This is a genomic window from Streptomyces sp. KLMMK (assembly GCF_036961605.1).
In the GTDB taxonomy this organism is placed as follows: Bacteria; Actinomycetota; Actinomycetes; order Streptomycetales; family Streptomycetaceae; genus Streptomyces; species Streptomyces telluris.
The window spans coordinates 14,871-34,618 of the sequence record NZ_JBAMDC010000040.1 but is presented as its reverse complement, the minus strand read 5'-3'; the positions used below and the strand labels follow the sequence as shown (position 1 = coordinate 34,618).

At 68.5% G+C, this 19,748-nt stretch carries 11 protein-coding genes and 3 pseudogenes; 9 read left to right on the top strand and 5 right to left on the bottom strand.

The genetic code is table 11. The annotated features are described in order from the left end of the window. Nucleotides 1-91 precede the first annotated feature (91 nt). Nucleotides 92-559, top strand: coding sequence for a hypothetical protein (locus V7793_RS10520; protein WP_336004722.1), 468 nt, complete (start codon nt 92-94; stop codon nt 557-559). 298 nt (nt 560-857) lie between these two features. Here V7793_RS10520 and V7793_RS10515 read toward each other — a convergent pair. From V7793_RS10515 to V7793_RS10500, 4 genes and pseudogenes are all read right to left on the bottom strand, one after another. After that, a pseudogene (locus V7793_RS10515) lies at nt 858-1,572 on the bottom strand (transposase). 214 nt (nt 1,573-1,786) lie between these two features. Further along, a pseudogene (locus V7793_RS10510) lies at nt 1,787-2,359 on the bottom strand (ATP-binding protein); the annotation flags it as partial. A gap of 110 nt (nt 2,360-2,469) precedes the next feature. Next, nucleotides 2,470-2,874 (bottom strand): hypothetical protein, encoded by a 405-nt coding sequence (locus tag V7793_RS10505; RefSeq protein ID WP_336004728.1) that lies wholly within the window; start codon nt 2,872-2,874, stop codon nt 2,470-2,472. A 366-nt stretch (nt 2,875-3,240) separates the two neighbouring features. Further along, nucleotides 3,241-3,450: a hypothetical protein gene (locus V7793_RS10500; RefSeq protein ID WP_336004720.1), complete on the bottom strand. Its 210-nt coding sequence runs from the start codon at nt 3,448-3,450 to the stop codon at nt 3,241-3,243. 40 nt (nt 3,451-3,490) lie between these two features. Here V7793_RS10500 and V7793_RS10495 point away from each other — a divergent pair. The 8 genes and pseudogenes from V7793_RS10495 to V7793_RS10460 form a co-directional block, all read left to right on the top strand. After that, nucleotides 3,491-4,409: pseudogene (locus V7793_RS10495) on the top strand (IS3 family transposase); the annotation flags it as partial. Between the two features lie 324 nt (nt 4,410-4,733). Continuing rightward, nucleotides 4,734-4,955 carry a DUF5988 family protein gene (locus V7793_RS10490; protein WP_336004718.1) on the top strand — a complete coding sequence of 74 codons (222 nt, stop codon included), beginning with the start codon at nt 4,734-4,736 and terminating at the stop codon, nt 4,953-4,955. Nucleotides 4,956-4,968: 13 nt separating this feature from the next. Further along, entirely contained in the window at nt 4,969-8,922 is a 3,954-nt protein-coding gene (locus tag V7793_RS10485) for a type I polyketide synthase (RefSeq protein ID WP_336004717.1), read from the top strand. 12 nt (nt 8,923-8,934) lie between these two features. After that, nucleotides 8,935-10,278 (top strand): beta-ketoacyl reductase, encoded by a 1,344-nt coding sequence (locus V7793_RS10480; RefSeq protein WP_336004715.1) that lies wholly within the window; start codon nt 8,935-8,937, stop codon nt 10,276-10,278. Next, nucleotides 10,275-10,787 carry an acyl carrier protein gene (locus tag V7793_RS10475; RefSeq protein WP_336004712.1) on the top strand — a complete coding sequence of 171 codons (513 nt, stop codon included), beginning with the start codon at nt 10,275-10,277 and terminating at the stop codon, nt 10,785-10,787. Before V7793_RS10480 ends, V7793_RS10475 begins: the two co-directional genes overlap by 4 nt. Nucleotides 10,788-10,915: 128 nt before the next feature. After that, on the top strand, nt 10,916-13,078 hold the full coding sequence (locus V7793_RS10470) for a spirocyclase AveC family protein (protein ID WP_336004710.1): 2,163 nt from the start codon (nt 10,916-10,918) through the stop codon (nt 13,076-13,078). A 98-nt stretch (nt 13,079-13,176) separates the two neighbouring features. Next, a complete protein-coding gene (locus tag V7793_RS10465) occupies nt 13,177-14,061 on the top strand; it encodes a spirocyclase AveC family protein (RefSeq protein WP_336004708.1) in 885 nt (294 codons plus the stop codon). A gap of 333 nt (nt 14,062-14,394) precedes the next feature. Further along, on the top strand, nt 14,395-14,913 hold the full coding sequence (locus V7793_RS10460; protein ID WP_336004706.1) for a phosphotransferase: 519 nt from the start codon (nt 14,395-14,397) through the stop codon (nt 14,911-14,913). 103 nt (nt 14,914-15,016) lie between these two features. Here the strand turns inward: V7793_RS10460 and V7793_RS10455 are convergent, their stop codons facing one another. Beyond that, complete coding sequence (locus tag V7793_RS10455; protein WP_336004704.1) at nt 15,017-19,147, bottom strand: type I polyketide synthase; 4,131 nt, start codon at nt 19,145-19,147, stop codon at nt 15,017-15,019. Between the last annotated feature and the right edge of the window lie 601 nt (nt 19,148-19,748).

The window sequence follows — 19,748 nt, the reverse complement described above, 5'->3', positions numbered from 1 at the left end:
GACAGCCCGCCTTCAAAGTTATTAGTAGTCTGTTCGATTGACAGGCCACTACTATCGGTAATGGCTGAACTGGGGGCTTGATCCTTCCCGCATGCCGGATCTGAAGATTGGTGCGATGCTGGACCCTGCTGGAGTGCTCAGATCCCTCCTACCTGAACTGACTGCCGGTCGAAGAGCGGATCAGTACGACGGAGCGTGGTGTCCCATGACCGAGGCCAACCGGAAGCCCTACGAGCAGCTCGGGCAGGAGAGCGCTGAACGGCTGTACTACCTGTCCGTCGCCGTCACCGGCGAGCACAGGGCCGCTGTGGACTGTCTGAGGTATTCGCTCTCCCGGCTGGCCGCACTAACCGACGACATTTACTCGACGCTACCCACTCCACCTCCGCGCGGGACTGTGCAGTGCTTCGCGCAGGCTATGCATGACACCCAAATGCACATCCTGCGTATTGAGGCGCTTACCCGCATGCACGGAGCTATTTGCTCCCACACGGAGCACGGGACGTGTACAGGACTTGACTTTTCCAAGAATTTCTCATCTGGTGATCGTTTCGGTTGAGCAGCGGGCGATGGCGGACGGGTGCCTACAGCGGTTAAGGCAGTGAAGTGGACGGGCCTGGTGGTTGTGTGCGGTCTCTGGCACGGCTGGATTGGTCGCGTTGTGTGGTCGATTCCTCCCGTATCGTAGCCCTTACAATGACTAGAGATAATACCGCTGCTTTAAGGGCTTTTCTGGCGTCTGCTGGTGGGTTGGGTGGGTGGGACCAGTGCGATGGTCGTGGTCGTGGTGCTTCTTGTGCTCTCGCGGGCTATCCCGCGGGGGCGAGGTTGTGGGGTCGGGCGATGCCGAGGATGGCCTAGTGGACACCGTTGCCGCGCAGGCGGCAGTCGCGGAGAATCTTGAAGGGTTTCATCCAGGAGAAGGCGTGCTCAACGCGTGCTCTGGCCCCGCGGTGAACGGTGTTCTCCGCTTCCGGCTCAGGCCGGTTGGGACGGGGCCAGTGCGGGATCAGAGCGGCGGTGCCGCGGTATCCGCCGTCACCGAGGACCGGCGCGTTCTTCACCGCCCGGTCCACTGCGGATTCCCGGTAGGCGCGAGCATCGTGACGGTTACCGGGCAGTGGCCGCCCCGCCGCCACGACCAGCCGGCTTGTTGGCATCGATGACGACCTGGTGGTTGGTGGAATACCGGTAATTCTTGCTTGACGCGGTGATCCTGCGGTCGCGGGTGGGGACCAGGGTGCCGTCCATGATCAGCACCGTTCCGGCAGGGTGTCGGCGCCGTACCGGCGCAAGCGCGAGAAGCGGCGCGATGTCATCGATGACCCTGTCCGCAGCCGACTTCGATATCCCGAACAACGGACCGGGCTGCCACGTCGTCAGGTTCGTGCGCCAGTACGCAGCCACCAGCAGTACCCTGTCCTCCAGCGGCAGCGACCACGGCCGCCCACCAGTTGGCGCACCACCGCCACGACGCCGCACCACACCTACAAGCTTGCGGAACTGCCCCACACTCAGCCCGGAGAACAGACCTATCCACCCAGGCTCAGACACCGTCACCACAGCACCCACACCAAGATCATCACACGTCTCACCAGGGCTTACGGGACATCATTTAGGTCGGCGGCGACGAGTTCCTCGGTGCGGGTCCGGCGGCCTGGGACTCGAAGCAGAATGCGGACCCCCGTCACCCGGTGGTGTTTGTCGCCTGCCGCCAGTGTGGACGATCACGATTCTCCCCGGGGCTGACTTCACGTAATTCCCCAGGTCCTGGCTGTGTCCTTGTCTAGCTGATCGGGCCTCCGGTTGTCTTGTTGTTGCCGTTTCTGGGCCGTTTGTTCGGCCGGTAACTGGGGCCGTTCATGATGACCTGGTGGCTGGTGTTGATGAGCCGGTCGAGGAGGGACTCGGCGACGACGGGGTTGGGGAAGAGGGGATACCAGTCGCTCGGCGCCCTGTTGCTGGTGATGATCAGGGACCTCCCTTGCCGTTCGCTGACCAGTTCATAGAGGTCGTCGGCCTGGGTGGCGGTCAGCTGTCGCATCGCGAAGTCGTCGAGGATGAGCACGTCGGGACGTACGAGTTCTCGCAGGCGTCTGTCCCAGGTGCGGTCGGCGTGGCCGCCGGCGAGGTCGGCGAGGATGCGGCTGGTCTTGGCGAACCGCGCGTGGGCGCCCTGTCTGATGGCGAGGTGGCCGAGGGCCTGGGCGACGTGGGTCTTGCCGACGCCGACGGGCCCGAAGAGGATGACCGACTCGCCGGCGTGCAGCCATCGCAGGGCCGCGAGGTCACGGATCTGGACGGCGGGAAGCTTCGGCGAGGACGAGAAATCGAACTCCTCCAGGGTGGCCTGCTGCTCAACTGCCCTCGGGGAAACCCGTGTTGACGCATCGGGCGGGTGTGGGGCGGGGTGCCAGGGTGAGGACGCCTGGAAGATACCGCTCGTGTGGGGGACGGACAGGTGGTGACCTACCGGGCGCTGGGGGCCGCCGTCGGCACATGGTGGGGCCGCGTGGTGCGGCAGGTATTGCAGCTGGCCTGCATCCAGGTGCGCTGACCGTCGCCGCGCAGGCGTATGCGGCCCGCACCGCCGCAGGTTTCGCAGGTGCGCTCGGAGGCGGTCTCGGCGGCATCGGTCAAGGCGGTGGCCCGATCGGCGAACTCGCCGTCGAAGTCGCCGTGTTCGTCGAAGCGGTCGGTGACGGTGATGCGCAGACCGCCGAACTTCACGGCGAAGGTCTCGATGCGGTAGCCCGCATCGAGCACGAGCAGGTCGCGGTGGAGCTGGTCGAGCAGAGCCGCCCAGCCCGGCCTGACGGTGCGGGCCCAGGCCGGAAGCTGGCGGGAGGCTCGGGAAGTGTCCTGGTCCGTCATGACGCCCATGGTGGACCGGGGGTCTGACAATCAGGCCCGGCTCCCGCCGGGCCTGCTCGCGCAGGTCGGCGAAGGGCACCGGTGCCCGGCTAGGGTGCGGTGGCATGGACGATGCCCCCGCGCCCTACATCGACCCCGGCACCGATGACCCGGAGCGTCCGGTGTGCGGCATCTGCCCCTCGAAGCGGCTGCCACGCGAGCAGTTCGTGATCTACGACCGGCCGAACCGGGAGTGCCCGTTCAACCCGGACGACGGGTTCCGGTACACGGCCGAGGGGACTCCGGCCTGCGTCTACCCCCACAAGATCGGCCTGGAACCGGACAGGATCGACCCAGCCTACCAGCCGGAGCCCCCCGAGGAGACGGTTACGCCGCCGCGAGCGCGGAGATGGCGGGGATGGAGACCTTCCTTCCGCGCTCGCTGACACCGATCGACGCGTAGACCTCATCCAGTGCCCGGCGGCGGCGCTCGGTCTCCTCCGCGCCGATCCAGAACCGCTCGTTCACGCGGCCGAAGGCGGCGCGGTAGCACTGGTGGGTGTAGTCGAAGGGGCCTTGACCCTTGATCCTGGACACACGAGACACTGGATCCTGAGGATCTGAGAACGGACATCTCGTGGTCATGAAGAACTATCCGCCGCCGTTCAAGGCGGACGCGGTCGCGCTGTACCGGTCGCGGCCCGGGGCGACGATCAGGCAGGTCGCCGCCGATCTGGGGGTCAACCCCGAGACCCTGCGGAATTGGGTCCGCGCGGCCGGAGCGAGCCGGCCCCGGGGGCGCCGGGCAGAGTGCCTGCCGAGCCGCCGACACCGTTGGAGGCGGAGAACGCCGCTCTGCGGAAGAAGGTCCGCGAGCTGGAGGAAGAGCGCGAGATCCTGCGGAAAGCTGCGAAGTATTTCGCCGGGGAGACGCGCTGGTGAACCGCTTCCAGTTCGTCGCCGACCACCAGCGCCGCTACGGCGTGAAGCGGCTGTGCACCATCCTCGGCATCGCCCGCTCCAGCTTCTACTACTGGCGTCGGACGGCCGCGGACCGGGCCACCCGGCAAGCGGCCGACGCCCGCCTCGTCGCCCGGATACGGGCCGTGCACCGTGAGTCGGACGGCACCTACGGCGTCCCCAGGATCACGGCCGAGCTCCGCGAGGCGGGCGAGCGTGTCAACCACAAGCGGATCGCGCGGCTGATGCGGGCCGCCGGTCTGGCGGGCGTGCGCTTGCGCCGCAGGCACCGCACCACGGTCGCGGACCAGGCCGCAGCGAAGGCCCCGGACCTCATCGGCCGAGACTTCACAGCGCGTGAGCCGAACACGAAGTACGTCGGCGACATCACCTATCTCCCGCTGGAGGGCGGGAAGTTCCTCTACCTGGCCACCGTCATCGACCTCGCCTCACGCCGCCTGGCCGGATGGGCGATCGCGGACCACATGCGCACTGACCTCGTCACCGACGCCCTGTCCGCCGCCGAACGCACCCGCGGCAGCCTCGCCGGAGCGGTCATACACACCGACCAGGGCGCCCGATGCCGGGGTGCCGACCCTTGCGGAGCGGGCAGGGGCGGCAGTTCCTCGTTCACCGGGCAGATCCTGAGTCTCGGCTACGAGCAGGCACGAATGCGCCGGGCGCAGGGGGGCGCATGGGGATGTGCTGTTGTCATGTGCAGTGCTTCGGCGTGCCTCGCGCGCCCGCTGCGGCCGGGGTTGTCGGGATGGGCTGATCGCAGTGCAGTCAAGGTGAAGGTGATGGGCCGCTTCCGTAAAGGGGAGTGGTCGGCGGGTCACGGCCCGGTGGTGACCGGGCGGGGTTCATGTTGAGCCGGTCGGCGAACCGCCGGTTCCAGGCGGCAGCGGAGGTGTCCGGTCATGCACATGGAGACGGTGGATGGTTCGGGGCAGTGGGTGGTGCTGGAGGGCCTGCCGAGGCTGTACCGGATGGTGAATGGTCAGTGCGTGGATCCCACGCGTCTGGTGGTGGCCTTCTACGGGCAGCATCAGCATTTCGAGGACACCGGTGAGATGGAGCTGGTGGAGGGCCGCCTGGTGCCGGTGTTCCGGTTCAGCTACAGCACGAAGATCGCAGAGTAGGCGGTGCGGGGAGATGTCGGCGTCTGCTACGGAACTGATCGCGGTGATTGGGATCGGCTGCCGGTTCCCCGGTGGTGTGGAGAGTCCGGGCGGGTTGTGGCAGCTGGCTGCTGAGGGGCGGCAGACGGTCGGGCCAGTGCCGGCCGGCCGGTGGGATGCGGCGCGCCTGGCGGCTTTGCATGATCCGGAGCTGGCCGAGCGGGCGGGGCACGGCTGCTTTGTGGAGGGGGATGTGTGGGCGTGGGATCCGCAGGCGTTGTCGGTGGCTCCGGGCGAGCAGCGGTGGGTGGATCCGCAGTTCCGTCTGCTGGCGGAGGTGGCGTGGGAGGCGGTGGAGCATGCGGGGATCCCGGTGGGCCGTCTGCGCGGAACGGATACGGGTGTGTATATGGGAACCTACGCCCCGGACAACTTGTTCCGTGAGGCGCGTCCGGTGCAGGACGCTCCGAACAGCCCGTATCTGTTCGGGAACTTCACGGCGAGCGCGGCCGGGCGGGTGGCGTTTGCGATGGATCTGCGCGGGCCGGTGATGGTGGTCAGCACACACTGCTCCTCGGGTCTGGTGGCGCTGGATGCGGCATGTGGGGCGCTGACGCTGGGCGAGTGTGATACGGCGCTGGCCGGTGCGGTGCTGTTGATGCTCTCACCTGAGACGCACTACTACGAGGCGCCACTGCTGCTGTCAAAGCGGGGGGCCTGCCACGCGTTCGACGCCCGGGCGGACGGCTACGTGCGCGGCGAAGGCGCGGGCGTGCTGGTCCTCAAACGGTTGGCGGATGCGTGCCGGGACGGGGACCGGGTACTGGCGGTGATCCGCGGCTCGGCGGTGAACAACGACGGCCAGGCCAGCCGGTTGACCGCGCCGTCGACACAGATGCAGCAGCAAGTCTTTCGCCGGGCGGTGGAGCGGGCCGGGATCGACCCTGGGGATGTGGGCCTGGTGGAGGCGCACGGGCCGGGTACCGCGGTGGGCGACCCGATCGAGTACACCTCCATCGACGCCGTCTACGGCAGGGGGCGGGGGCGCTGTGCGTTGGGGTCGGTCAAGACGAACATTGGGCACAGCGAGCCGGTCTCCGGCATCGCAGGGGTCATCAAGGTGGTCGAGTGCCTGCGCCGTGGCAGCATTCCGCCCAACCTCCACTTCACACGGTGGAATCCGGCGATCGACCGTGAGGAGGCCTCGCGGCTGTTCGTCCCCACCGAGGTGACCGCCTGGCCGGTCCCGGGGGAGCAGGCGCGTCTGGCCGCGGTGTGTTCCTACGGAGTCACCGGCACCAATGCGCATGTAGTGCTGGAGGCTGCTCCTGCCGCGCGCCGGCGTCGGGGCCGGGCCAGTCGGCAGGGACGGGAAGAGGCCCGGCTGTTCGTGCTGTCGGGGCATTCTCCGCAGTCGCTGGCGGCGGCCGCCTCCCGCTTCGCGAACTGGGTGGAGAACGACGCGGCAGCCACCGATCTGCACGATGTGGCGCATACGCTCGCCCTGCGCCATTCGTCGGCGGATCACCGGCTGGGGGTGGTGGCCCGCAATAGCGGGGAACTGGCCGCGTGCCTGCGGGCGTTCGCCGCCGAAGATCCGCAGGAGGGCACAGTCAGCGGGGTACCGGTGCTGCCCCCGGGGCATGCCGGCGCGGTGTTCGTCTTCACCGGTCAGGGCTCGCAACGGCCCGGCATGTGCCGGGGGCTGCTGGCGGACGAGCCGGCGTTCGCCGCGGTGATCGATGAGCTGGAGCCGCTGATCCGCGCCGAGGCGGGGTTCTCGCTGCGGCAGATGATCGCCGAGCCTGAACATCTGACCGGGATCGACCGGATCCAGCCCACCCTGTTCGGCGTCCAGGTGGCGCTGGCAGCCCTGTGGCGGGCGTGGGGCATTGAGCCGTCCGCGGTGATCGGGCAGTCGCTCGGGGAAGTGGCGGCAGCCGTCGTCGCCGGTGTCCTCAGCCTTGAGACCGGGGTGAAGGTCATCTGCCGCCGCTCGGCATTGCTGGCTGGCATCTCCGGCGGGGCGATGGCCTCGGTGCTGCTGGGCGCCGACGAGGTCCACGCGGCGATCACGGAGGCCGGCATGGACGGGGTGTCGCTGGCCGTGCTCACCTCCCCGCAGGCCACGGTGATTTCCGGGGACGCCGGACAAGTGGCGGCCCTGGTCGAGGGCTGGAACGCGGACGACACCGCGGCCCGGATGATCGATGTTGACGTGGCCTCCCACTCCCCGCAGGTCGACCCCATCCTGGACCGGCTGCGCGCCGCGCTGGCCGAATTGCCCCCAGCTGACCCGGGCGGGAAGTTCTACTCCACCGTCAGCGAGGATCCTCGCCAGCCGGGGCTGCTGGGCGCCGAGTACTGGGTCCGCAACCAGCGCCACACCGTGCGCTTTCACACCGCCGTCCAGGCCGCGCTGCAGGCCGGGCACCGGCTGTTCATCGAGTGCACCGCCCACCCCCTGGCCGTGCGGCCCATCCTGGACGCCGCGCATGCAGCCGGTGCCGACGATGTGGTTGCGGTGGGTACCCTGCGCCAGGGCCTGGACGACCAGGAGGCGTTCCTGACGCACCTGGCCCAGCTCCACTGCTCGGGCTTTGACGGGATCGACTTCACCGCCCGCTACGGGGACGGCACATTAGTCGAGGCACCGGGCACCGCCTGGCACCGCACCCGCCACGGCGGCGACCAGACCCCGTACACCCTGGTGGCCCCGCATCTGGTCGGCGCCGGTCAGCATCCGCTACTCGGCGGCCATGTGGCCGACCCCGACCGGCCCGGGCACCACGGGTGGCAGACCCCGATCAGCCCTCAGCGGCTGCCCTGGCTGGGCGACCACCAGGTGGCCGGTGTGCCGGTGCTGCCCGGCACGGGCATGGTCGAGATGATGCTCGCCGCCGCGAGCACGGTCTTCGGTACGGACCGGGTCGCCGCAACCGAGATCACCATGGCCAGCCCTTTGTTGTTGGAACCTGAGCCGACGGTCACCACCCGGCTGGTACAGGATGGCGACACCGCACGCGTGGAGATCATCTCCCACACCAGTCACCGAGCTGAGGAAGTAGGCAGCACGCTGGTGCACGCCCACGCCACGGTGGGCCCTCTCCCTGATCTCAGCACACCGACTCCTGTAGACATGGCTCAGCTTCACGCCGCTGGCGAGTGGGGTGATTTCCTGCCCGATGAGCTGTACCGGCTCTTCCGTGACCTGCACGACGTCTACCACGGCCCGGCGTTTGCCGGGGTGGAACGCATTCAGGTCCACACGGATGCCGACCATGCGCTGGCCTGGCTGCGCATCACCGAGACCGCCCGGGTCTCGTGCTGGACGATGCGGCTGCACCCCAGCCTCGCGGACGAACTGGTGCAGACCGTGGCGGCAGTCTGGTACCGCCACTACGCGACAGCCCCGGGCCCGGTCGTGGTCGCCGGCTTCGACGAGGTCCGCCTCTACGGCCCCACGGCGCATGCCCGGATCGCCAGCGTGCGCCTGCACCAGGCTGATGACCTGCGCTGCACCGCCTCCGGGCAGCTGGCCACCGCCGACGGCACCGTCGTGGCCGAAGTCCTCGGCTTGCGGTTGTCCAACATCACCCCGCCCGTGGACCGGTTCGCCTCCCGCCTGGCGCATCTGGTCTGGGAACTGGCTCCTCGTGAAGGCACCCGCACCACCGCGACCGCAGCGGCGGCGGGCGACTGGGTGGTGCTCGCCGAGCAGGACACGGGGTGGCCCGCCGACCTTGCCGCAGCACTGAAACAGCGTGGGGGCGGATGCACGTTGCTGACCTCGACCGGGCGGCCGGGCCTGTCCATGCTGTCCCCACCACCCGCCGGGGTCGTGCTCACCCTGACCGGCCGCACCGGTACGGACAGCGCGTGGAACCCGGCCCTCGCGGCGCGCGCGGACATCGCCTACACCACCACCGTCATCACCCAGCTCGCCGAACTGCCCACCCCGCCGCGGCTGTGGGTGCTCTGGCGCTGACAGGACCCGGCAGTGCTGACCGGAGCCGGGCTGCACGGCCTGTTCCGGGTGGCCGCTTACGAATACCCCCAGCTCACTGTCGGCAGCATCGAGCTGGCTCCCGACACACCCCCCGAGGCGGTCTTGGAGCAGCTCCTCGACGACCTCACCGATCGCAGCCTGCCGGTCACCGAAATCGCCTGGCGCCACGGGTGCCGGCACATCGCCCGTGTCCAGCCCGGCGCCGACACCACCACACCCCTACCGGCCACCCCCGGCAACCCGGTACGGCCGCGCGCTGCCTACCTCGTCACCGGCGGCCTGGGCGGGCTCGGGCCACTCGCCGCCGCCTGGCTCGCCGCGCAGGGCGCCGGGCGGATCGTGGTCAACGGCCGTACCGCCCCCTCCGCCCAGGCACAGGCGGCCTTGGAGCAGGCCCGCGCCCACGGCGCCGAGGTGATCGTGGTCCGCGGCGACCTCGCCGACCCGACGACCACTTCACAGCTCGTGGACGCTGCCACCGACGGCGGCCGGGACCTGCGGGGCGTCGTACACGCTGCCGCGGTCGTCGAGGACGCCACCATCGGCAACCTCGACTCCACGCTGCTGGAGCGGGTCTGGCGCGGCAAGGCCGAAGGGGCCTGGGCGCTGCACCAGGCCACCCACGGCCACGACTTGGACTTCTTCGTGTGCTACTCCTCGGTTGCCGCGCTCCTGGGCTCGCCCGGGCAAGCCGCCTACGCCGCCGCGAACGCATTCGTCGATGACCTCATCGCGTGGCGCGCATCCCAGGGCCTGCCGGCCACCGGCATCTGGTGGGGCCCGTGGAGCGAGGTCGGCCGCGGCCAACACATGGCCCAGCGGGGTTTTGCCACCATTACCCCGGCCGACGGAACCGACGCCCTGCACCGCATCCTGCACAGCGGGCTCGGACAGGTCGCCTACTCCCCGATCGCCCTTCAGCAGTGGATCGCCGACTACCCGCACCTGCAGGACGCGACCCTGCTCTCCGCACTGCTGTCCGGGCAGCCCGCCGAAGACAACGCCGACGAAACAGCGCGCCAGGAGGTGCTGACCGCCACCGATGACCTTACGCGCCGGCAACGGGTCGAAGCCTTCCTCATCGAACAAGTCCGGGACCTGCTCGGCGGCACCACCCGTCACATCGGCCCGCACACCAGCCTGGTCACGCTCGGCCTGGACTCACTAGGGGCCCTCCGGCTGCAGCAACGCATCGCCCGCACGTTCAAGACCGACCTCAAGCCCGGAGTGATCTGGACCAAACCCACCTCTGCCAGTGTGGCCGAGGTACTCCTGGAACAGATGGGACTCGCTCCAGCCACCGATACCTTGCAGCAGCAGAAGGCAGACCGATGAAACAGCACTCCCTTGGCAAGCAGCACGCGCTACGGCGCCGGACGATATGCAGGCCAGTCGGCGACAAGCACCTCCCGTCCCTCCGCGCCCGCCTCCCGGCCGATGAACCAGGACAGGGACCCACAGCTCTTGGACGCGCTGCGGCCACCGACCGCGAGCGGCAGTCAGTTCTGGAGGGTTACATCATCGACCTTGTGCGCGAGCTCCTGGGCGGCACCACCGCGCACATCGGCCCGGCCTCCACCATGGTCATGCTCGGCCTCGACTCCCTGGGCGCCGTGAGCCTGCGCGTCCGCCTCGAACGCGCCCTGCGCATCACCATCGACCCCGGCGTCATCTGGGTCAAACCCACCCCCGCGGCGCTCGCCGGCTGGCTGCTGGAACGGCTCGGCCACACCAGCCACCACGACCAGCCTGATGCTCCGGATCAGGACACGACCGCATCCCCGACCAGCCACCACCAGACCAGTCACCGTCGCCCGGCCGACACCGCGCGGAGCACCCGATGAGCGACACGGGGACAACTGAAGCGACCCCGGCAGCGGGTCAGCGGCTGCTGAAACTACGCCGGTGGGGGGGAGTTCCACGCTGGGCGTGGGCCACGATAGGCGCCGCCTGGATTCTGCTGGGAGTCGTCGTGCTGTCCCGGTGGGTCGCGGACGACGGCTACGAGTTCACGCCACCCCACCACGCGCTGCCCGGCCCGGCGACAGCCTCCATCATCATCATTATTGTCTTCGGAGGTTTGTTCGTCGTCGGTACCGCAGTGATTGTCCACCGCGCCCGAACACTGCGCCGGATGACACCAGAGCTGTACATGATCCTGTGCCTGCTATCCGTGCTGTGGATAGAACAGGCTAACGCGTACGGGGGCCCCGTCAATGAACACAACCCCCACGGCGGTCCTGTCACTATTTCCAGTTGGGGACCGTATATTCCCGGATGGGCAGGCGAAGAACCGCAGCACGTCCCCCTGAACCTGATCACCTGGCTACTGGCGTGGATAGGCGGCGTCATGTTCTTGCTGTTCGCCGGACACCTGCTGGTCAGATACCGTACACAGCACCCCGGCATGACAAAACGCGCCGTCGCCCTCACTTTGGTGGGAATGACCACACTGCTCGCCGTGCTGGAAGATCCGGTGTTCGCGTTCACGCCTGCCTTCCGCTGGTATCGCGGAATAGAAGGATTCACGCTGTTTCCTGGAACCAGCCACCAGTTTCCCCTGCACGAAACGATCTGCTTCACCCTGCTGAACCTCGGCGCCGTGGGCTTCTACTACTGGCTGCGGGCGGTCGAACCACGCTTCGTTGATCCCCCCCCAGACAGGGGGCCCCCGCTGGATACGCCCCGCCGTCCCCTTCTTCGCCGTCGCAGGCGTGATCGGCACCACGATCGCGGTGTACGTCGTGCTCATCGTCGCCATCGGCGAACTGCCCAGCGTCACACCAGCGGGGCCCTCCGAGCACTGGCCTGCCCGATGAGCCGGACGCCGGGGCAGGTGGTCGTGCTCGGCGCGAGCATCGCCGGGCTGCTGGCCGCGGCGGCGGCGGCCCGCACCACCGACTCGGTGATCATCATTGACCGTGACACCCTCCCGGCCCTCCCCGCGCATCGGCGCGGCACGCCCCAGGCCACGCACGCCCACGGTATGCTCGCCGCCGGAATCCGCGCGATCGAGCAACTGCTGCCAGGATTCCTGGACACCGTCGCCAGTCGCGGCGCGTCCATCGGCGACAGCGCGGCCGACGTGGTGATCAACACGCCGTTCGGACCCGGCCGTCGGATCTCCTCAGACTTCATCGGTGTCGGCGCCAGCCGCCCGTTGATCGAATGGGCAATCCGCGCGCTGGTGACCGAACTCCCGGCCGTCACCCTCCTGCCAGGACACACCTGCACCGGCCTCATCGGCGACCCACACCGCGTGTCGGCTATCCGCGTCAGCGACGGCGGAGCGGAGCAACCACTGGACGCCGACCTCGTGGTCGACGCGACCGGCCGCGGCACCAGAATCGACCACTGGCTCACCGACCTCGGTTGCGCACCGGTCCCCGGCCGCACCCTGAACGCGCACGTCGGGTACGCCAGCCGCACCTACCGCCTGCCTCACGACCCCGGCTGGATGGCCTACTACCTGCAACTCGCACCACACCACCCGACCGGCGCGGTCGTGACTCGCGTAGAAGACCAGCAGACGATCGTGAGCCTCATCGGTGTCGGCCCGGCACTGCCCCGGCTCTGCGAGGACACGTTCGCGGCGTTCACCCGCGACCTGCGCTGCCCCGACATCGCCGACTCGCTCGCCGGCGCCGAACCCCTCACCTCGATCACCGCGGGCAACAGCACCAGCAGTCGGCGCCGCTACCCCGAACGCGCCCGCGACCACCCCGCCAACCTCCTGTGCGTCGGCGACGCGCTGTGCAGCCCCAACCCGATCTACGCCCACGGGATAAGCCTCGCCGCGATCGCCGCGTCACACCTGGACCGCCTGCTCACCCGCGAACCGGGACACCCGAACCTCGCCCGCCGCTTCCATCACGGCCTGGCCCAGCCGATCAACTGGGCCTGGCTGGCAGTCACCACAGCAGACCTGCGGTGGCCGGACGTCGAGGGCGGCCCCCCGCCCCGCCTCCACCGCCTCCTGGCCTGCTACATCGACCACGTCCTCGCCACCGGAACCCGCGACAGCCACATTCAGCGGTCGTTACTCGACGTGCTGCACCTGCTGCGGCCACCAGCGTCGCTGCTGGCACCCGCCACGCTTGCCCGCACCCTGCCGTCTCTCCTCATTAAGAGATAACCCGGAGTCCACAAATGACAAGGTCGGCAGTAACCTCCACGACCACACGGCTCCCGACGCGGCGCTCTCCCGTCATGGTCTGGGCTGGACTGGGAGCAGTGGCGCTGCTTCTTCAGGCCGTGGTCTATGGCCAGTGGGCCGCAGACGGCGGGATACGCGATGGAGCACCGGGCGATTACGAGATCTCACCGGGTCGCCTGGTGATCATCTGGGGTTTTCAAGGTTTCCTGGTCCTCGGCGTAATCGTGTTCGGCGTCCTATTGGTGCGTGACTGCCGTCGTGCCCGCACCGTCACCCTCCCCGCGGCGCTGTTCGTGGGCTTCTACTTCTGCGTCTGGCTGGACCCGATCCTCAATTACCGGTACTTGACATACATCGCCAATCGCCAGGCCCCGAACGTCACCTCCTGGGGACCGTACATCCCCGGCTGGAACCCCCCGCACCCCGAACTCGCCATCGAATCCCTGTTCGCTGCCTCAGGGTTCGTCTATGGCCTGATGGTCGCCTGGCCATTGTTGCAGTGGCTGATCACTGATCGGATCGCGGCCAAGCGCCCACACTGGGGTATGGCGCGCCTGCTGGCGGCCACGATGGTGGTCGGTGTGGTTGTCGACACCGTGGCCGAAGGACTCTGGCTGCAGACCGGCCTGCTCTCCTACCCCAGCAGTCTGCAGGCGCTGTCGCTGTTCGGCGGCCACTGGTACCAGGTCCCCCTTCAGATGGGCTTGATGGTCGCTCTGCTCTTCGGTACCCCCATCGTGATGATGCGGCTGTACGCGATCAGACACGGCACCACCGTGCACATCTTCCGTGGCTCCGAGACCGTCAGCACACGGTGGAGTGGTTGGTTACGGCTGCTGGCCGGGATCGGCTTCACCAACGTGCTGATACTGGTCTTCTGCATCGTGGCCCAATTCGTCCAATACTTCGCCGGCACCGACCCCATGCCCGCCGACACCCCCGCCTACCTGTGGCCCCGCTGACATGTACTCGGCGACCACAGCAACCGCGACCCCACCTGTGGTCCCGGGAACGGCTTCGGCCACGCATAAAGCCCGTCGAATCCCCGGACGGCACGATTATCAGCGCGCCACGCAAAAGAAACCGAGAAGGTACTCGACCTGGGTTCCGCAGACACCCCATGATCTTTGTTTGTCAAGCAGCAGCTTGTTGATCTTGGTTGTGGTGTGCCCTTGCGGGCTACTGGCCGCTGCGGCTGGAGGAGATCGAGGGTCTCGGACCCGATCCCGGCGAGGTGGCCGAGATCGTGGCGCAGGCCGTGCGGATCCACACCATCGACGCGCACCCCAGAGTTCGTGTTCGACCCGTGGGCCATCACCAACCTCGTGCCGCTGGCCGGGCAGCTGCGCGACGTCCTCGACACCGAGCAGTACCGTCTGGTCGGTCAGGCCATCGAGGAGACCGCCGCCGTCGACCATGAGGCGCTGCCGGTGGCGCTGATCCACGCCGACCTGACCAAGGGTAACGTGCTGCTCGGCGAGGACGGCACGGTGACCGTGCTGGACTTCGGGGTGGCCAACCGCTTCCCGCGGGTGCAGGAGCTCGCCGTGATCGCCGCGAACCTCACCCACGGCTGCCCGGATCCGCTGCCGGCGCGGTCGGAGACGATCGCCGAGCTGTACTCGGCGGCCGCACCGGTTCCGCTCACGGCCGCCGAGCGAGCCGCGCTGCGCGCGTTCACCCGCGCGGCAGCGGCGATGGAACTGCTCGGCGCTCTGGCCGAGTGGCACCTGCGCGGCAACCACGGTCCGGAGGCGGAGTACCTGATCGGGCTCGGGCTGGCCGGACTGCGCGACTACGCGATGCTCAGCTGATCCGGCGGCGCAGCCAGCTCAGTGTCGCGATGCCCTTGTCGCGCTGGTGGGCCCGCAGGGTCGGCAGGTTCACCGGCGCTTGCCTTACTTGCCTGCACACTAGCTAGCCCGTGTACCTGCACTTTCGCTTGACAACACTAGATAACCGTGGAAGCAGGTCGTCCAGCACCATCTCCAGTGGTGTGTCGCTACTGATATGTAGACTGCTCGGGCGCAATCGGGGCAGTTCGATGGCTGCTGCCCGCATCAGTCCTGTGATTCCGGCGGCGCCCAGTCCGTTGCCGTGCACCAGCGTCCACAGCCTTGGCGGGTTCGCTCGCGCGGCTGCCTGCTGCAGCACGGTTACAGCGGTGAGTACCGTGGTCCGGGCGTCGGCCGCGAGGGTGGGGGATTCCGTTTCGGCCTTGCCGTCCAGGGCGAGCAGCACCGCGGTGCATTCCGGAGCGGCCGGATCCTCCAGGGCTGCCATCAGCTTTTCCGAGGACAGCGGTTGGCGGGGCGGGTGAACCAGCAGGCGTGCGCTGGCTGACCGGTCGGCCAACTGCCGGGTGAGGCACCGTGTCCAGCGGGAGTTCTCCGAGGCCAGGATGAGCCAGTGGTGGTCGTTGGCCTTGGGGATCTGGCCGATGGACATCGGGGTATGGGCCAGGTGGAACAGGCGGGAGGCGTAGCGCTGTTCCGGTGGAGTGATGTTGGCCAGGCGCAGGCCGCGCACCTCGGCCACAATGGTGCCGTCGGCTGTGGCAAGGGTGCCGGAGGCGGTGCAGGTCAGGTCGACGGCGTGCTGCAATTCAACATGGGCGGCGCGAGTGTGGCCGGTGGGGGCGTGGACGCGGACCTCGCCGAAGCCTGCGACGACGACGGGACCGGGGCTGGTCGCCCGATGGGCCAGCCAGACGGACACGACCGTCTGGATCAGCTGGTCAGCCAGAGCCGGGTGCAGGATCATGGTCCAGGCGGAGACACGGGCGGATTCGTGGAGGTGCAGTGCTGAGACAGCGCGGTCCTCGGTGGGGTGGATCCTGATGCGGTCCACAGCGGTAAAGGCAGTGCCGTGCTGAACGTTGTGCCGCTCACGGAAGAGGCGATACAGCTCTGAGGGCGGGCTGTCGGCCCATTCCACCGTACTCGGGGCGGACAGGGCCGCAGGCGGGGATTGCTCCGTAGCCAGGGGCTTCACGATGCCGTGGGCGTGTACTGTGATCCCGTCCGGGCTGACGGTAAGGATTTCTACCCGGGCCGCATCGCCGTCTCGGAGCAGGCGGGTGGTGACTTGTGGTTCCGGGTCCAGGATCAGCGGGCTGAGCGCCTCGACGTCGCAGGCGGTGACGCGTGTGGTCCCGAACACCCGGGCGGCCGCTGCCAGCATCATTTCCAGCAATCCCGTGCCAGGTAGCACGGGTACGTCGGCTACTTGGTGATCGGCCAGCCAGGGCAGGCGCTGTGGGCCGATCGGGGTCTGCCACAGGTATCGGTCGGGCTGCTCGGGATCGTTGACCTGGCCACCGAGCAGGGGATGCTGGCTGGCGCCCACCAGGTGCGGAGCGATGAGCTGGTAGGGGGCCTCGTCGCCGCCGTGGCGGGTGCGGTGCCAGGCGGTGCCCGGCACCTCGGCGAGCTCGCCGCCCCCGTAGCGGCTGGTCCAGTCGATCTGGTCGTAGCCGGCCGCGTGCAACTGGCCAAGGTTGCCCAGGAACGCGTCCTGGTCATTTATGCCCTCGCGGAGGCTGCCCACCACCACGGTGTCGTAGACACCGTGGTGGTGAGCGGTGTCCATGATGGGCCGCACCGCCAGGGGGTGAGCGGTGCATTCGATGAAGAGCCGGTGCCCGTCAGCCAGGGCGGCGGCCACGGCGGCATCGAATCGCACCGTGTCGCGCTGGTTGCGCACCCAGTAGTCGCGGTCAATGGTGCCCGGCTCGCGGGCATCGTCAGACACGGTGGAGTACAGCGGGATGACCTGCTGGGCGACGGGCACCTCGGCGAGGCTGTCGCGCAGGGCATCGAGGATGGGGTCGACCTCCGGCGAATGGGAAGCAACGTCCACTTCGATCATCTTTGCCGGTACCTCGTCCGCCTCCCACCCTGCAACCAGCGCAGCGATCTGCAGCGCGTCGCCGGAGACGACGGTGATGCCAGGGGAGGTGAGCACGCCCAACGACACGCCATACGCACCGGCCGCCTCGATGGCGCCCTGCACAGTGGCGGCGGGGAGCATCACCGAGGCCATAGCGCCGCCGGAGATGGTGGTCAGCAGCGCCGAGCGGCGGCAGATCACCTTCACCCCGTCGGCTGGGGCAAGTCCGCCGGCGATGACGATAGCGGCGACCTCACCGAGCGACTGGCCGATCACCGCGGCTGGCTCCACGCCCCACGACTGCCACAGCCGGGCCAGGGCGACCTGCACCGCGAACAAGGTTGGCTGGATACGCTCCAAGCCTACCAGCCGCTCCGGATGGGTGATCACGCCACGTAACGAGAAGCCGGCCTCCTGTGCCACCAGAGGCTCCAGCTCGTCGATCGCCTGGGCGAAGATCGGCTCGTCGGCCAGCAGCTCCTGGCACATCCCCACCCGCTGCGAACCCTGGCCGGTGAAGACGAACACCGGCCCAGGATGCGACGGGGGCAGCACTGGCGTGCCCACCGCCATGCCGACACTCTCCTCGCGGACGGCGAACGCCCGACAGCGGGCAGCCAGCTCCCCCAGATCCCGGGCCACTACCCCGAGCCGGTGATCCGCATGGGCACGCCGCAGGGCCAGCGTGTGCGCCACATCCAGCGGCGCAGTGTCAGCACCCTCCCCCTCCGCCCAGTCCGCGAGCCGCCCCGCCGCCAGCGCAAGCGACTCCGCAGAGCTGCCGGAGAGAGTGAACAGCCACGCCTGCGACCGCCCGGCCATCGGTTGACCGCCGACCGAAACCTGGAGCGAACCCACCGTGCTGGAGGCTGCCTCCAGCACCATGTGGGCGTTGGTGCCGGTCACGCCGTAGGAACACACGGCCGCCAACCGCACTGTCTCAGGCACCGGCCAAGGAGTCACCTCGGTAGGGACAAACAACCGAGACTCCTCATCGCGGGCGATAGACGGATTCCACTGCGCGAAGTTGGCGTTCGGCGGAACCTGGCCGCGCCGCAGGGCCTCGATCACCTTGATCACGCCGGCGATGCCCGATACCGGCTCGGAATGCCCGATGTTGGTCTTGACCGAACCCAGCGCACACCTTCCCCGGCCACGCCCGTAGACAGCGTGGATGGAGGAGTACTCAATCGGATCGCCTACCGCTGTGCCCGGCCCGTGAGCCTCGACCAGGCCCACGTCCCCCGGATCAACATCGGCCCGAACCACGGCCTCGGCGAACAAACGCTGTTGCATCTGCGCGGACGGCGCAGTCAACCGTGTTGCCTGCCCATCGTTGTTGACGGCACTCCCGCGGATCACCGCTAGAACCCGGTCACCGTCCCGGCGCGCATCAGCCAGCCGTTTGAGTACCAGTACCCCGGCCCCTTCCCCGCGCATATAGCCATCCGCACGGGCATCGAACGCGTAGCTGGCGCCCCGCAACGTCAGCAGCATGGGAGCCTCGTACAAGTGCGTCACCGGGGAGTGGATCAGCTGCACCGCCCCGGCCAGCGCCGTATCACACTCCTTCAATGTCAACGCCGCGCACGCGCTGTCCATCGCCACCAGGCCCGACGAGCAATTGGTGTTGATCACCATCACAGGGCCGCGCAGATCCATCGCGAAACCTATCCGGCCCGCCGCCCCAGCGCTGAAGTTCCTGAACAAATACAGTGGATTCGGCGCATCCTGCGGCGGGCGGGCGTCCCGGAACAGGTTGTCTAGCGCGTACGTGCCCATATATACCCCGGTACGGGTGCCGCGGATCCGCCCCATCGGGATACCGGCATGCTCCACCGCCTCCCAGGCCACCTCCATCAGCAGCCGGAACTGGGGATCCACCCAACGCTGCTCCACCGGGGCTACCGACAACGTTGCCGGATCCCACGCCCAGATGTCCTCATCGATGAAGCAGCCGCGCCCGGCCCGCACCGCATCATCAGGATCGTGGAAGGCCCCGATCGCCACAGCATCCCACCGGTCCATCGGCACCGGCCCCACCGTCACCCGCTGCTCGGCAACCAGCCGCCACAGCCGTGAGGGGGTGTCAGCCGCACCGGGAAACCGGCACCCGATACCAACCACCGCGATCCGAACGCCCTCAGAGGCGGACATCAGCTGCCTCCCCGGCCTGACTGCCCGAGCGAGGGGGCACGGAACGCTCCTGAGCCGGATCCGGCTCCGCCGATCGCTGCACGGGCCTGCAGCAGCAGGCCCGTCACCGGCTCCCAGCCATACTCCCCTGCGACCTGGTCGATCCGCCGCAGCATTGCCCGCCTCCATGCTCTCCCCCGTGTGCCCCGGGACCGGGGAACATCCACGCATACACCGACATGGGCCTTCACCCTTCTCTCGCCGCCGGACTTGCACCCGCTACCGTCAAGCAGGACGCCCGCAGATCAACAAGTGACACGAGGGAGGCCACCTACCCCGGTCCCGCGGAACCGAGGATTACCCCGGTGAGTGCTACGGGCGGCGGAGGATCTGGTCCGCAGGATCTCCAAGCGATAGTGGTGTTGAGGCTGGTGGCGCAGTCGCGTCGCCGTGCGGCAGCCCTCAACACCTCAAGGCTCCGGTCTTTCAGCCCCACTGCCGCGCGACCTGCTCCGAGGATCCCCGCCGGGCGCGGACGTGCAAACGGACGGCGCCTATTCGATAGGGAGCGCTGGGCGCATACGGCGCGTTCGCGCCGTACTGCATGTGCTGCTGCACTATG